Raw genomic sequence first — 14487 nt, forward strand, 5'->3', positions numbered from 1 at the left:
TCGCGAGGACCGTCTGCCTAGTGTCGGTCCGGCTCTCCGCGCTTCACGAAAGGGACTACGGATGATCCGATCCACCAAAGGCCTGAAGGCTCTGGCGCTCGCAGGGGCCGCCTCCGTCTTGCTGGCCGCCTGTTCGTCGACGTCGTCGACTCCGGAGGACGGCGCGTCGTCGTCGCCTTCGGCTTCGCAAAAGGCCGACCCCGCAGCATCGTGCGAGGCTCCCAGCAGCCCCGGACAGGACGCGCTCCGCATCGGCACGATCCTGCCGAACACGGGAACCCTCGCCTACCTCGCTCCGCCCGCCGAGGCCGGCATCGGTCTCGCCGTCGAGGACATCAACGCCGCCGGTGGCGTGCTCGACCAGGACGTCACGGTCGAACCCCGCACCGACTCCGGCGACAGCAACGACCTCACCGTCTCGAGCGCCGCAGCGACGCAGCTCATCGACGCGAAGGTCCCGGTCGCGATCGGCGCCGAGTCGTCCAGCGTCACGCTGAACGTCATCGACCAGCTGACCGCCGCCTGCATCGTCGAGATCTCGCCCGCCAACACGGCGTCCTCGCTCAGCGGCTACTCGTCGTACTACTTCCGCACCGCGCCGCCGGACTCCGTCCAGGGGTCGGCGCTCGGCACCCAGATCGTCAACGACGGTCGCGCCAACGTCGCGTTCCTCGTCTTCAACGACACCTACGGCACCGGTCTCCGCGACTCCGTGCAGGAGTCCGTCGAGGCCTCGGGCGGCACCGTCGTCTACGGCGGCACCGGCGAAGGCCAGGAGTTCCCTCCCGGTCAGACCACCTTCTCGTCCGAGGTGACGGCGGCCCTGGCCACCGACCCCGACGCGATCGTGATCCTCGCGTTCGACGAGACCAAGTCGATCGTCCCCGAGCTCGTCGCCCAGGGTGCGGACATGACCACCATCTACATGTCCGACGGCAACACGGCCGACTACAGCGAGGACTTCGACCCGGGCACCCTCGAGGGCGCCCAGGGCACCATCCCCGGTGCGTTCCCGTCGTCCGACCTGCAGGAGCGCTTCAACACGTACTACCAGGAGAGCGCGGGCTCGGCGCTGACCGACTACTCGTACGCACAGGAGTCCTACGACGCCACCATGCTCGCCGCGCTCGCCGCGGTGAAGGGCGGCGGAACGGACTCCGGCACCATCCAGGCCAACATGGCCGCGGTGTCGGGTGCTGACGGCGGTACCGAGTGCTCGACCTTCGCCGACTGCAAGACGGCGATCGAGGCCGGCGACGACATCTCCTACACCGGCCCCTCGGGCATCGGAGCATTCGACGACCAGAACGACCCGTCGAGCGCCTTCATCGGCATCTACAAGTTCGACGGCGACAACAAGATCGTCTACCAGACGGCGGTCGAGGGCACGGTCCAGTAACCCGATCCCCTCTTCTGCGGAGGCCCCGGCGCGTATGCGCCGGGGCCTCCGTCGTGCGCCCGGGTGCCGCCGCCGGCCCGCACCACGGCCCGGGTGGTCGGAAACGGCCCTTGGCGGCGTCACGTGGGGCGCTTTCCGCCCACCCTGGGGGCGCGGCACGGGTGCGCGTGCGGGGCGCAGCGTCGTGCGTGCTTCGGTGGTCAGAAGATGCCCTTGGCGGCCTGCGGAACGGCGTTTTCCGCCCACCGTGGGGGCGCGGGGCGGGACGATGCCGCCACGGCACGACGGAGGCCCCGCACGTCGAGCGTGCGGGGCCTCCGGGCGATGCGGGTGGCGCGTCGGCGTCAGTGCGAGTCGTCGACGTCCTTCGCGAGCGTGCCCAGGTAGAGCTCGATCACCTTCGGGTCGTCGGCGAGCTCGCGGCCGGTACCCGAGTAGGCGTTGCGCCCCTGGTCGAGCACGTAGCCGCGGTCGCAGATCTGCAGGCAGCGGCGGGCGTTCTGCTCGACCATGATCACCGAGACGCCGGCCTTGTTGATGCGGCGGGTGCGGATGAACGTCTCGTCCTGGCGCACCGGCGACAGGCCCGCGGACGGCTCGTCGAGCAGCAGCACCTTCGGGTCCATCATGAGCGCGCGCGCCATGGCGACCGACTGCCGCTCACCGCCCGACAGCGATCCGGCCCGCTGACCGCGACGGTCGGCGAGCACCGGGAACAGGTCGTAGATGTACTCGAGCCGCTCGGCGAACTTCTTGGGGCGCAGGAACATCCCCATCTGCAGGTTCTCCTCGATGGTCAGCGACGGGAACACGTTGTTCGTCTGCGGCACGAAGCCGACGCCGGCCTGCACGAGCTTGTTGGCCTTGAGGTTCGTGATGTCCTCGCCGCCGAGGGTGACGGCGCCCGAGTGGATCTTGACGAGGCCGAACAGCGCCTTCAGCAGGGTCGACTTGCCGGCGCCGTTCGGGCCGATGATGCCGATCAGCTCGCCCGGGTAGCAGACCAGGTCGCAGCCGTTCAGGATGTTGACCCCGGGCAAGTAGCCCGCCACGAGGTCGCTGGCGTTCATGATCGGTTCGATGCCCGCGAACTTCTCGGTTCCCGGGTGCATCTGCGTGGTCGAGGCGCTCATGCCTTCTTGTCTCCGGTCTGCTGGTCGTCCGCCGCGTTGGTGGCGGCGGGGGTCGAGGGGTCGGGTGAGCCGGGCAGGTCGCGTCCGGCGATGCCGCCGCCGGTGGCCGAGGAGGCGCTGGTCGCGTCGTCCGCGCGGGCCGCGTCCTCTGCGGCCACCTCCTGCTCGAGCTCCTCGAGCACCGCGTCCGTCAGCAGCGAGTCGTCGCCCAGGTCGGTGTCGTGGTGCGCACCGAGGTAGGCGTCGATCACGGCCTGGTCGTCCATGACGGTGTCGGCGGGGCCCTCGGCCACGACCTTGCCCTCGGCCATCACGATCACCCAGTCCGAGATGTGGCGCACCATGTGCATGTCGTGCTCGACGAAGAGCACCGTGGTGCCCTCGTCCCGCAGGCTCTGGATGTGACCGAGCAGCGACTGGGTCAGCGCCGGGTTCACGCCGGCCATCGGCTCGTCGAGCATGATCATCTCGGGGTCGCTCATGAGGGCGCGGGCCATCTCGAGCAGCTTGCGCTGGCCGCCCGACAGGCTGCCGGCGTAGTCGTCGCGCTTGTCGTCGAGCTTGAACCGCTTCAGCAGATCTTCGGCCTTCGCCGTGATCTCGCGCTCGCGGGCCTTCCAGAGCGGCGGGACGATGCCGACGAAGAAGTTCTCGCCGGGCTGGTCGCGGGCGCCGAGCAGCATGTTCTGCATGACGGTCAGCCGCGACAGCGCCTTCGTCAGCTGGAAGGTGCGCACCATGCCGGCGCGCGCCACCTTGGCGGCGCCGACGTTGCCCATCGGCTTGCCGTCGAAGACCCACTTCGCCGTGCCCTCGCCGCGGTTGAACGCGGTGGGGGCCGACGAGGCCTTGTCGAAGCCGGTCAGCAGGTTGAAGAAGGTCGTCTTGCCGGCCCCGTTCGGGCCGATCAGCGCCGTGATCGCGCCGCGCTGCACCTCCACGTGTCCGACGTCGACGGCGGTCATGCCGCCGAAGCGACGCACGACGTTGTCGACGGTCAGGATGGGGTCGGGCTTCGACGAGCCCGGGGTGCGGTCGACGCCGGTCAGCTTGGCGCGGAGGGCGTCGCGGTCGTAGTCGTAGCCGGCCTTGCGTGCGCGGCCACCGGTCGTGGTTGTCTCAGACACTGAACGACAGCTCCTTCTTGTTACCGAGGATCCCCTGTGGCCTGAAGATGATCAGGCACATGAGGGCGACGCCGACGAGCACGTACGAGAACTGGTCGGCCTGTTGGTTGCTCATGATGCTCGCGGGGATGAAGTCGCCGGCCAGGGTGCGGATCAGCAGTCGCACGACGAAGAAGAGGATCGCGCCGAGCACGGGCCCGAACACCGTCGCGGCGCCGCCGAGCAGCAGGGCCGTCCAGATGAAGAAGGTCGTCGAGCGGCCGAGCGCGTCGGGCTGCACCGACGAGGGCAGCACGTAGATGATCCCGGCGAGCGAGCCGATCACACCACCGAAGACGAGCGCCTGCATCTTGTACGAGAAGACGTTCTTGCCGAGGCTGCGCACGGCGTCCTCGTCTTCGCGGATGCCCTTGAGCACACGACCCCAGGGGCTGCGGCTGAGCAGGAACACGATCACGCAGAGCAGGGCGACGAGGCCCCAGGCCACGATGCGGATCCACCAGCCGCTGACCCCGTTGTTGTCGTAGGTGAACCAGAGGATCGTGGTCTGACCGTCGGGCAGGGGCGAGAGGGCGGTGAAGGCGTCGCGGTACGACGAGCCGGTGATGCCGTTCGAGCCGCCGGTGACGTCGGTCAGGATGCTCGATCTGCCGACCATGCGGATGATCTCCGCCGCGCAGATGGTGACGATGGCGAGGTAGTCGCCCCTCAGCTTCAGGGTCGGCACACCGAGGATGAGCGCGAAGATCACCCCGCAGAGCAGACCGATCAGCACGGCCACCCCGATCGGCAGGCCGCTGGTCAGCGAGATGGCGAAGCCGTAGGCGCCGACCAGGAGGAAGGCCGCCTGGCCCATGTTGATCAGCCCGGTGAAGCCGAAGTGGATGTTGAGGCCGATGGCCGCGAGGGCGAAGGCCGCCGTGGTGGGCGCGAGCGCCTCGCCGGTGAGGGCACGGAGCAGTGAGATGACGTAGTCCATGAGTAGTCCCCTTAACCGATCCGCTCGGCGCGACCGAAGATGCCCTGCGGCCTGAACAGCAGGATCACGATCAGGATCAGCAGCGCGGTGGCGTACTTGAAGTCACCCGGCAGCACCAGGTTGGTCAGTTCGACGATGACGCCGATGATGAGCGAGCCGGCGAGGGCGCCGAACGACGTCCCGAGCCCGCCCAGGGTCACCGCGGCGAACATGAGCAGCAGGATCTGCAGACCGGTCATCCAGTTGACGCCGTTCAGCACGAGCCCGAGCATGACGCCCGAGAGGCCGGCGAGGGCGGCGGCGACGGTCCAGACCAGGCGGATGATGCGGTCGACGTCGATGCCGGAGGCCGCGGCGAGCGCCGGGTTGTCGGACACGGCGCGGGTGGCGCGACCGGTGCGGGTCTTCGTGAGGAAGAGACCGGTCAGCACCAGCACGACGATCGAGATGCCCATGGCCACATACGACTGCACCGTCAGGGTGATGCCCGCCAGGGTGACCGTCGACGGGTTCGCGGTCTGGATCCGCACGGTCGCGGCGCCGAAGAAGTACTGGAACGCGTACTGCAGCGCGATCGAGAGGCCGATGGTGACGATCATCAGCTGGGTGAGACTCAACCCCCGCCGTCGGAGGGGCTTCCAGATCGCCCAGTCCTGGATGAATCCGGTCGCGGCGCAGATCACGACGGTGATCATCGCGGCCAGGAAGATGTTCATGCCCAGCTGGTTCGCGAAGACGTAGGCCAGGAGGCCGCCGAGGGTCACCTGCTCGCCGTGCGAGAAGCTGCTGAGCCCGGTCGTGCCGTAGATCAGCGAGAGGCCGATGGCCGCCAGCGCGAGCAGCAGGCCGAGGCGGATGCCCGAGGCGAGCTGCTGACCGACGCGCTCCCAGTTGAAGGCGGCGGCCGAGTCGCCGGTGGTGGCTCCCTCGGTCGCGCTGAGCTGGAAGATGACGCCGGCGTTGGCGCCGAGCGTGGCGTTGACCATGCGCTCGTCCTGCTCGGCGTTCGTCAGGAACTCGCCGTCGGGCAGCGAGTCGGTGTCGAGGGCGACCGTGTACTGACCGCCCTCGGTCACGGGCAGGGCCCAGCGGCCGGTGCCGTCGACCTCGGCCGTGCCCTCGAAGCCGCCGGGCCCCGTCACGGTGAGCACGACACCTGAGGCGGGCTCGCCCTCGGAGGTGCGGATGCTGCCCTGGATGCAGGCCGTGGCGTCGTCGACGGTGCACGAGGCGGTCGCCCCGCCCTGGGCCCTGGCGGGCTCGGGCGCGATCATCACGGACAGGAAGGCGCCGGCGAGTGCGAGCAGCAGCGTCAGGACTGTGACGAACAGGGCTGGCCGCAACGGTGTCGGCGGAGCGATGGTCGTGTCGGGTTTCACGGAACCTCCTGGACAGGTGCCAGTCGGGGCGATGCCCCGGGTGCCGCTGGCTACCGTCGTTGGTGACGCTACTTTCGCCGTGTGTCGGCCATGTTTCGTGCACGACACAGGCAAGAGTCGAAAAATCGTCGCTGTTCTGTGACCTTCTCGCGCCTCCTCGGCCGTTTCGACCCGTCGAGCTCCGGAATGCAGGAGGCGCGGCGAGGGTTAACATCGACTACCGGCACTCGACGGCGATCCGGTGCACACCGCCCCCCATCCGCTCCTTCGAAGGGCACTCATGGACCAGCCGGATCCGTTCGGATTCATCGGACTCACGTACGACGACGTCATGCTCCTGCCCGGGCGCACCGACGTGATCCCGAGCGAGGCCGACACCTCGTCGCGGTTGACGAAGCGCATCCGCGTGGCCGTCCCGCTGCTGTCGGCCGCCATGGACACCGTCACCGAGTCGCGCATGGCCATCGCCATGGCGCGCCAGGGCGGCATCGGCATCATCCACCGCAACCTCTCGATCGTCGACCAGGCGGCGCACGTCGACAAGGTCAAGCGCAGCGAGTCGGGCATGATCACCAATCCGGTGACGACCAGCCCCGATGCGACGGTGGCCGAGGTCGACGCCCTCTGCGGTCAGTTCCGCGTCTCCGGTCTCCCGGTCGTCGAGGCCGACGGCACGCTCGTCGGGATCATCACCAACCGCGACATGCGCTTCGTGTCGACGTTCGAGATGCAGACCACCCTCGTGCGCGAGGTCATGACGACGGCACCGCTCATCACGGCGCCCGAGGGCGTCGACCCCGATTCGGCCATCGCGATCTTCGCCGAGCACAAGATCGAGAAGCTGCCGCTGGTCGACGCCGACGGCAAGCTGCGCGGTCTCATCACCGTCAAGGACTTCGACAAGAGCGAGAAGTACCCCGACGCCACCAAAGACGACGAGGGGCGGCTGCGGGTCGGCGCCGCGATTGGCTTCTTCGGCGACGCGTGGGAGCGCGCCTGCGCGCTCCGCGACGCCGGGGTCGACGTGCTCGTGGTCGACACCGCCAACGGCGAGAGCTCGGGCGAGCTCGACATGATCCGCCGCATCAAGGCCGATCCGTCGTTCGCCGCGATCGACGTGATCGGCGGCAACGTCGCGACGCGCTCGGGCGCCGAGGCCCTCATCGAGGCCGGGGCCGACGCCATCAAGGTCGGCGTGGGCCCGGGCTCGATCTGCACCACCCGGGTCGTCTCGGGTGTCGGCGTGCCCCAGGTCACCGCCGTCTACGAGGCGTCGCTCGCGGCGCGCGAGGTCGGCGTGCCGGTCATCGCCGACGGCGGGCTGCAGTACTCGGGCGACATCGCCAAGGCGCTGGTCGCCGGGGCCGACACCGTGATGCTCGGCTCGCTGCTGGCCGGCTGCGACGAGAGCCCGGGCGACCTGGTCTTCGTCGGCGGCAAGCAGTTCAAGAACTACCGGGGCATGGGCTCGCTGGGCGCCATGCAGACCCGCGGCAAGAACACGTCGTACTCGAAAGACCGGTACTTCCAGGCCGACGTGCCCTCCGACGACAAGCTCATCCCCGAGGGCGTCGAGGGCCAGGTGCCCTACCGCGGCGCGCTGGGCAACGTCGTCTACCAGCTGACCGGCGGCCTGCGCCAGTCGATGTTCTACGTCGGCGGTCGCACCGTCGCCGAGCTGAAGGCGAAGGGCAAGTTCGTCCGCATCACGGCGGCCGGTCTGAAGGAGAGCCACCCGCACGACCTGCAGATGGTCGTCGAGGCTCCCAACTACCGCCGCTAGTCCGCCGCCCCGCGCTGCGGCGCGGTGCGCTGCCCAGAACGGGCGAGCCCGGCGGAGCCGGTCGTGTCACCACGCCCGCCTCCGCCGGACTCGCCCGTTCGCCTGTCCGCGGGATGTGCACAGGGGACCCGCGAGGCGACCTGCACAGGAGGCGGCGACTCAGCTCCGTCCACAGGGCGACGGAGACCACCGGCCGACCGCCCGTGGGCCCGCCACCCTGGGGCGATGCTCCTCACCTCGCGTCACCCGGGTCTCATCCTCAGTCGCGACCTCACTGCTCTCGGGCTCGACGACGCCGAGCTCCGTCGAGCCTGCAGGCGTGGCGAACTCGTCGGCGTCCGCCGGGGAGCGTATGTGGAATCCGCTCTGTGGCGGCGGCTCGGAGTCGACGAGCGATATCGGCTGACGGTCGTCGCCGCGGCGGCCGCGTGCCGGACCCGGGTCGTGGTCAGCCATCTCTCGGCCGCGGTGCTGCACGGCCTGCCGCTCGTGGGGGCGCCGCCGCCGGTGGTGCATGTGCTCGTGGCCCCGCCGGGAGGCAGTCGTCGTGAGCACGGCTTCGTCAAGCACGCCCGCTCCGACTACGACCTGCCGGGTCTGCCGCAGATCGATGGCGTGCTGGTGACACCCGTCGAGACGACCCTGGTCGACGTGTGCCTGACCGAGTCGTTCCTCCGGGCGGTCGTCATGACCGATCACGCGCTGCGCATCGGAGCGGTCACCCTCGAGCAGCTGGCTCAGGAATTCGCGTCGCGCGACACCGCACGAGGCGCGACCCGTGTCCGCGCCGTGCTGCAGTTCGCCTCCCCGCTCTCGGCGGGGCCCCTGGAATCGGTCAGCCGAGTCGGGTTCCGGCTGCTCGGGCTGCCCGACCCCGTGCTGCAGCATCCCCTGTTCGACGCGACGGGTCGGAGAGTCGCCATCGTCGACAACTGGTGGCCGCACGCAGGAGCGGTCGGAGAATCCGACGGTCGCATCAAGTACACCGACCCGGCGGTGATGAACGGTCGCACCGTCGAACAGGTCGTCATCGACGAGAAGCATCGTGAAGACGAGATCCGGTCCCTGCCCGAGGTGCAGGGGTTCGCCCGCTGGGGCTGGTCGACGGCTCTCGACACCCGCCGCCTCGGTGAGGTCTTGGCCCGGGCGGGCGTCTCACCCGAGTCGAAGGCGCGAAAGCGGGCGAGTTCGATCGAGACGGGCGCCTCCGGTGGCCCGTTTCCGCCGGACTCGCCCGCTGACGGGGGCCCAGCGGCGGGGGAGCGAACCGGACGCGAGCGACCCGGGGGCACGAGCCGCGCCTCCGGTAGGGTGGCCCGGTGACTGAGGTAGAGATCGGCGTATCCAAGCGCGCCCGCCGTGCGTACGCATTCGACGACATCGCGATCGTCCCGAGCCGACGGACGCGAGACCCGCGCGACGTGTCGGTGAGCTGGTCGATCGACGCGTTCACGTTCGAGTCGCCCATCATCGCGGCGCCGATGGACTCGGTCGTCAGCCCCGCCACGGCCATCCGCATCGGTCAGCTCGGCGGTCTCGGCGTCCTCGACCTCGAGGGCGTGTGGACCCGCTACGACGACCCGGAGGCGGTGCTCGCCGAGATCCGCGGCCTGCCGGAGGCCGAGACGGTCGCCCGCATGCAGCAGATCTACGCCGAGCCGATCAAGCCCGAGCTGGTCACCGCCCGCCTCGCCGAGATCCGCGCCGCGGGGGTCACCGTGGCCGGCTCGCTCAGCCCGCAGCGCACCCAAGACCTGTACCAGACGGTCGTCGACGCCGGTGTCGACGTCTTCGTCATCCGCGGCACGACGGTGTCCGCCGAGCACGTGTCGAAGACGACCGAGCCGCTCAACCTCAAGAAGTTCATCTACGAGCTCGACGTCCCGGTGATCGTCGGCGGCGCCTCGACCTACACGTCGGCGCTGCACCTGATGCGCACCGGCGCCGCGGGCGTGCTCGTCGGGTTCGGGGGCGGCGCCGCGTCGACGACCCGCGCCTCCCTCGGCATCCACGCGCCGATGGCGACCGCCGTCGCCGACGTCGCCGGGGCGCGCCGCGACTACCTCGACGAGTCGGGCGGGCGCTACGTGCACGTCATCGCCGACGGCGGCCTCGGTACGTCAGGCGACATCGTCAAGGCCGTCGCCTGCGGCGCCGACGCCGTCATGCTCGGCGCGGCGCTGGCCCGGGCGACCGACGTGCCCGGCGGCGGGTACCACTGGGGCGCCGAGGCGCACCACCCCGAGCTGCCCCGGGGGCGCCGGGTGCACGTCGGCCAGGTCGGCACGCTCGAGAAGATCCTCTACGGCCCCGCCGAGACGGTCGACGGCCAGGCGAACCTGATCGGCGCCCTGCGACGCTCGATGGCGACGACCGGATACAGCGACCTCAAGGAGTTCCAGCGCAGCGAGGTCGTCGTCGCCCCTTACCAGCCGCACTAGCCGCTCGGCCGTCCCCAGCTGAGCGCCGCCTCATGGCGGGCTCGGCCGTGGGGGCGTTGGATGGACCCGTGGGCGCGACGAGCGTCCCGGTTCCGATCCAACGATGGAGGCTCGCATGGCCAGGTCCGCGTCCGTTTCGCTCTCGACGAAGCTCGGCCCCGACGAACGGGCGGCCGCCGTCGAGGTGATGAAGACCAGAGAGCTCGACATCCTCGTCATCGGCGGCGGCATCGTCGGTGCCGGCTCGGCCCTCGACGCCGTCACCCGGGGTCTGAGCGTCGGCATCGTCGAGGCCCGCGACTGGGGCTCGGGCACGTCGAGTCGTTCGTCGAAGCTCGTCCACGGCGGCATCCGCTATCTCGAGCAGCTGAACTTCCGGCTCGTGCGCGAGGCGCTCATCGAACGCGGGCTGCTGCTGCAGCGCCTCGCGCCGCACCTGGTCAAGCCGGTGCGGTTCCTGTACCCGCTGAGCAAGCCGGTCTACGAGCGGTTCTACATCGGCGCCGGCATGGCGCTCTACGACATCTTCAGCTGGACGGGCGGGCGTCCGCCCGGGGTGCCGCACCACCGGCACCTCACCAAGACGCAGGTGATGCGGGCGATCCCGAGCCTGTCGAAAGACGCGGTCGTCGGCGGGCTCACGTACTACGACGCCCAGGTCGACGACGCGCGCTACGTCTCGTCGCTTGTCCGCACGGCGTCCGCCTACGGGGCTCACGCGGCCAGCCGCATCCGCGTCGAGGGCTTCGTCAAGGTGGGCGAGCGCGTGGTCGGCGTCAAGGCGCACGACTACCAGACGGGCGAGCACTTCGAGATCCGGGCGAAGCAGGTCGTCAACGCGACCGGCGTCTGGACGGACGACACGCAGGCCATGGTCGGCGAGCGGGGCCAGTTCAAGGTCCGGGCGTCGAAGGGCGTGCACCTGGTGGTGCCCCGCGACCGCATCCACTCCGACATGGGCATGATCTTCCGCACCGAGAAGAGCGTGCTGTTCGTCATCCCGTGGGGTCGCCACTGGCTCGTGGGCACGACCGACACCGACTGGGACCTCGACAAGGCCCACCCCGCGGCGACGGCGGCCGACATCGACTACATCCTCGAGCACGTCAACAAGGTCATGGCCGTGCCGCTCACCCGGGCCGACGTCGAGGGCGTCTACGCCGGTCTGCGTCCGCTGCTGGCGGGCGAGTCCGACCAGACGTCGAAGCTCTCTCGCGAGCACATCGTCGCCCACACCGTGCCGGGCCTCGTCGTCGTGGCCGGCGGCAAGTGGACGACCTACCGGGTCATGGCCGAGGACGCGATCGACGAGGCCGTCGCGGCCCTCGACGGCCGCATCCCGTCGAGTACCACGATGGAGATCCCGTTGATCGGCGCCGAGGGGTACCACGCGGCGTGGAACAAGCGCGGCAAGATCGCGAAGGCGTTCGGCGTGCACAAGGTCCGCATCGAGCACCTGCTCAACCGGTACGGCACCACGACCGACGAGATCCTCGACCTCATCCGCGACGACCCCTCGCTCGCCGAGCCCCTCCCCGGGGCCGACGACTACATCCGCGCCGAGGTCGTCTACGCCGCGAGCCACGAGAGCGCCCTGCACCTCGAGGACGTCCTCGCCCGCCGCACCCGCATCTCGATCGAGGCGTGGGACCGGGGCGAGTCCGCCGCTCCCGTCGCCGCCAAGCTGATGGCCGGCGTGCTCGGCTGGAGCGACGACGAGGCCGAGGCCGAGGTGGCGAACTACCTCAAGCGCGTCGCGGCCGAGCGCGCCAGCCAGCTCGAGCCCGACGACGAGTCGGCCGACCGGGTCCGTCTCGAGGCCCCCGACATCGCCTTCGGCTTCGAAGAAGACGACATGGTGGTGCCCGGTGCCGATCAGGGAGGCGCGCCCGAGCCCGGCGAGAGCGTCGTCGAGCCCGCCGGCACCCCCGGCGACGACACCTCCGCCGACCGCCCCGGCGGCAGCGCGGGCTGAGCCGCGGGGGTCGCAGGGCGACCGGCCTGCAGGAGGCGCGGTGACGGGGCGACCGTCGCCGCGCCTCCTCGTCCACCCGGGAACAAACCCCCCGGGCATGCCGTTGCACCCACCGTGAGCAGCCCGGCCTCGGCGTCGTCACCCGACGCTAGGCTGAGACGACTGCCCCCGAGTGCACTGGAGACGAACCATGGTTGACGTGCGTCGAGTCAAGCTCCCCGGCGTCGGAGTACTGCACACCTTCATCACGGACGACGGCGGCAAGTGCGGGGTCATCACACACCGCTCGGGTCACAGCGACCTCATCACGTTCAGCGACGAGGCGGACGCGGCCGACGTCACGAAGGTGTCGCTCCGTCTGAGCGAAGACGAGGCGCACACCCTCGCCGAGCTGCTGGGCGGCACGCGCATCACCGAGTCGCTCTCGGCGCTCGATCAGATCCCCGGTCTCAGCATCGACTGGTTCACGGTCGACTACGACGACCACATCGCCGGGCAGCCCCTCGGCGATCTCGGCGCCCGGGGCGTGGTCGGCCTCACGGTCGTCGCCGTCGTGCGCGGCGACGCCGCCAACCCCGCGCCGTCGGGCGACTTCAAGGTGTTCCCCGGCGACACGCTCGTGGTCGCGGGTTCCCCTGAGAAGGTCGCGAAGGCGTTCTCGTACTACCGCACGGGTGAACTCAAGCACCGGTCGCCGGTCGACGCTCCTCCCGGGGGCTGACGCCCGTGCACCTGGGTGAAGAGCTGATCGTCCTCGGCATCCTCCTGCTGCTCGCGTACGTCCTGGGCAGGGCCGGCAAGCTGATCGGCCTCCCGTCGATCCCGGTGTACATGCTGGTCGGTCTGCTGGCCAGCACGAACACGGGGTGGTTCCCGCTCAGCTTCGAGAGCGACAGCATCGAGCTGATCGCGATCTTCGGGCTGATCCTGCTGCTGTTCAACCTCGGTCTCGAGTTCGACCAGGACGAGTTCTTCTCGAACGCGGGGCGGCTGATCGTCTCGGGCGGCAGCTACATCCTCGTCAACATGGGCGTGGGGCTCGTCTTCGGCTTCATGCTGGGCTGGGGCACCCGCGAGGCCCTGATCATCGCCGGCATGACGGCGACGTCGTCGAGCGCGATCGTGACGAAGCTGCTGATCGAGCTCAACCGGCTGGCGAACCGCGAGACGCCGATGATCCTGGGCGTGACGGTCGTCGAAGACATCTTCATCGCGATCTACCTCGCCGTGGTGTCGGTGGTGCTGAGCGGCGAGACGGACCCGCTGCCGGTGATCCTCAAGCTCGTCGTCGCCTTCGCGTTCTTGGTGATCATGTTCTCGATCGCGCGCTGGGGCGGCAAGGTCGTCTCGCGGCTGATGCGCACGAAAGACGACGAGCTCTTCACCGTGCTCTTCTTCGGTCTCGCCGTCCTGTTCGGCGGCCTCGGCGAGGTGCTGGGCGTCACCGACGCCATCGGCGCGTTCCTGATCGGTCTGATCGCCGGGGCGACCCGCTACCGCAACCGCATCGAGCAGTTCGCCCTGCCGATGCGCGACGTCTTCGGCGCCTTCTTCTTCTTGAACTTCGGGCTCGGGCTCGACCCCGCGCTCTTCCCGACGGTGCTCGGGCCCGTGGCGATCGCGATCGGCATCACCGTCGGTCTGAACATCGTCGCCGGGCAGTTCGTCGCGTGGCTCAACAAGCTCGGTCCGCAAGCCGGCATCAACACGGCGGCGATCCTGCAGAACCGCGGCGAGTTCGCGCTCATCCTGGCGACCCTCTCGATGGGGGCGGGCCTCGACGAACGACTGCAGCCCTTCGCCGGTCTGTACGTCTTGATCATGGCCGTCGTCGGTCCGCTCCTCGCGTCGAACTCGGAGCGCATCGGGGGAGTCCTGCTCCGCTCGCGCAAGCGCGCCGAGCGCGAGGAGATCGAGCGTCGGCGCCGCGAGAAGGCGGCCCGCGGCACCGACGAGATAGCCCTGATGGAGGCGGCGCTCGCCGATCCGGACGCCGCCGAGTCGGTCGACGACGCACCCGAGACCGAGACCGAGCGCGTGCGGCGCCGCGGCCCCGCGGTGACGGCCGCCGAGGGTGCGGCCGGTCGCCCCGGCGGCGCCGCCGGTCGCACCGCGAACGGCGCGGCGGACGACGACGACGATCTCGACGACCTCGACGAGATGGACGCCTCCGAGGCCGCGCTCTGGGCCGAGCAGGCCGGTCAGCAGTCCGACCAGCGGGCGACCCGGCAGCGCGACCCCGAGTACTAGGCGCACCCAGCGGGGTCACCG

At 70.0% G+C, this 14487-nt stretch carries 11 protein-coding genes; 7 read left to right on the plus strand and 4 right to left on the minus strand.

Going from position 1 to position 14487, the window contains the following annotated elements:
• Positions 1-61 precede the first annotated feature (61 nt).
• On the plus strand, positions 62-1399 hold the full coding sequence (locus tag ACZZY9_RS10490; protein ID WP_463464020.1) for an ABC transporter substrate-binding protein: 1338 nt from the start codon (positions 62-64) through the stop codon (positions 1397-1399).
• A gap of 344 nt (positions 1400-1743) precedes the next feature.
• On the opposite strand, the gene ACZZY9_RS10495 is transcribed toward ACZZY9_RS10490, so the two are convergent.
• The 4 genes from ACZZY9_RS10495 to ACZZY9_RS10510 all read right to left on the minus strand — a co-directional run bounded on the left by ACZZY9_RS10495 (position 1744) and on the right by ACZZY9_RS10510 (position 6017).
• Positions 1744-2511, minus strand: a complete 768-nt coding sequence (locus ACZZY9_RS10495) for an ABC transporter ATP-binding protein (RefSeq protein WP_371740764.1) — start codon at positions 2509-2511, stop codon at positions 1744-1746.
• A 17-nt stretch (positions 2512-2528) separates the two neighbouring features.
• Positions 2529-3581, minus strand: a complete 1053-nt coding sequence (locus ACZZY9_RS10500; protein ID WP_197981995.1) for an ABC transporter ATP-binding protein — start codon at positions 3579-3581, stop codon at positions 2529-2531.
• 70 nt (positions 3582-3651) lie between these two features.
• Entirely contained in the window at positions 3652-4638 is a 987-nt protein-coding gene (locus tag ACZZY9_RS10505) for a branched-chain amino acid ABC transporter permease (RefSeq protein ID WP_192061064.1), read from the minus strand.
• An 11-nt stretch (positions 4639-4649) separates the two neighbouring features.
• Positions 4650-6017, minus strand: a complete 1368-nt coding sequence (locus tag ACZZY9_RS10510) for a branched-chain amino acid ABC transporter permease (RefSeq protein ID WP_243215248.1) — start codon at positions 6015-6017, stop codon at positions 4650-4652.
• Between the two features lie 280 nt (positions 6018-6297).
• Between ACZZY9_RS10510 and guaB the strand changes: the two genes are divergently transcribed.
• The 6 genes from guaB to ACZZY9_RS10540 all read left to right on the plus strand — a co-directional run bounded on the left by guaB (position 6298) and on the right by ACZZY9_RS10540 (position 14466).
• Entirely contained in the window at positions 6298-7800 is a 1503-nt protein-coding gene (gene guaB, locus ACZZY9_RS10515) for an IMP dehydrogenase (protein ID WP_463464021.1), read from the plus strand.
• Between the two features lie 225 nt (positions 7801-8025).
• Positions 8026-9123, plus strand: coding sequence for a type IV toxin-antitoxin system AbiEi family antitoxin domain-containing protein (locus ACZZY9_RS10520; protein ID WP_463464022.1), 1098 nt, complete (start codon positions 8026-8028; stop codon positions 9121-9123).
• Positions 9120-10241, plus strand: coding sequence for a GuaB3 family IMP dehydrogenase-related protein (locus ACZZY9_RS10525; protein ID WP_192061067.1), 1122 nt, complete (start codon positions 9120-9122; stop codon positions 10239-10241). Before ACZZY9_RS10520 ends, ACZZY9_RS10525 begins: the two co-directional genes overlap by 4 nt.
• A gap of 115 nt (positions 10242-10356) precedes the next feature.
• Positions 10357-12216, plus strand: a complete 1860-nt coding sequence (locus tag ACZZY9_RS10530) for a glycerol-3-phosphate dehydrogenase/oxidase (protein WP_463464023.1) — start codon at positions 10357-10359, stop codon at positions 12214-12216.
• Positions 12217-12406: 190 nt separating this feature from the next.
• A complete protein-coding gene (locus ACZZY9_RS10535) occupies positions 12407-12937 on the plus strand; it encodes a cation:proton antiporter regulatory subunit (RefSeq protein ID WP_192061069.1) in 531 nt (176 codons plus the stop codon).
• Between the two features lie 5 nt (positions 12938-12942).
• Positions 12943-14466, plus strand: coding sequence for a cation:proton antiporter (locus tag ACZZY9_RS10540; protein ID WP_463464024.1), 1524 nt, complete (start codon positions 12943-12945; stop codon positions 14464-14466).
• The last annotated feature ends 21 nt before the right edge of the window (positions 14467-14487 follow it).

The sequence above is a fragment of the Frigoribacterium sp. AC394 genome, assembly GCF_979258095.1.

Excerpts from the sequence above, each read along its gene's own strand:
- ACZZY9_RS10490 (WP_463464020.1), top strand. The coding sequence starts at position 62 with ATGATCCGATCCACCAAAGGCCTGAAGGCTCTGGCGCTCGCAGGGGCC.
- ACZZY9_RS10495 (WP_371740764.1), bottom strand. The coding sequence starts at position 2,511 with ATGCACCCGGGAACCGAGAAGTTCGCGGGCATCGAACCGATCATGAAC.
- ACZZY9_RS10505 (WP_192061064.1), bottom strand. The coding sequence starts at position 4,638 with ATGGACTACGTCATCTCACTGCTCCGTGCCCTCACCGGCGAGGCGCTC.
- guaB (WP_463464021.1), top strand. The coding sequence starts at position 6,298 with ATGGACCAGCCGGATCCGTTCGGATTCATCGGACTCACGTACGACGAC.
- ACZZY9_RS10520 (WP_463464022.1), top strand. The coding sequence starts at position 8,026 with ATGCTCCTCACCTCGCGTCACCCGGGTCTCATCCTCAGTCGCGACCTC.
- ACZZY9_RS10530 (WP_463464023.1), top strand. The coding sequence starts at position 10,357 with ATGGCCAGGTCCGCGTCCGTTTCGCTCTCGACGAAGCTCGGCCCCGAC.
- ACZZY9_RS10535 (WP_192061069.1), top strand. The coding sequence starts at position 12,407 with ATGGTTGACGTGCGTCGAGTCAAGCTCCCCGGCGTCGGAGTACTGCAC.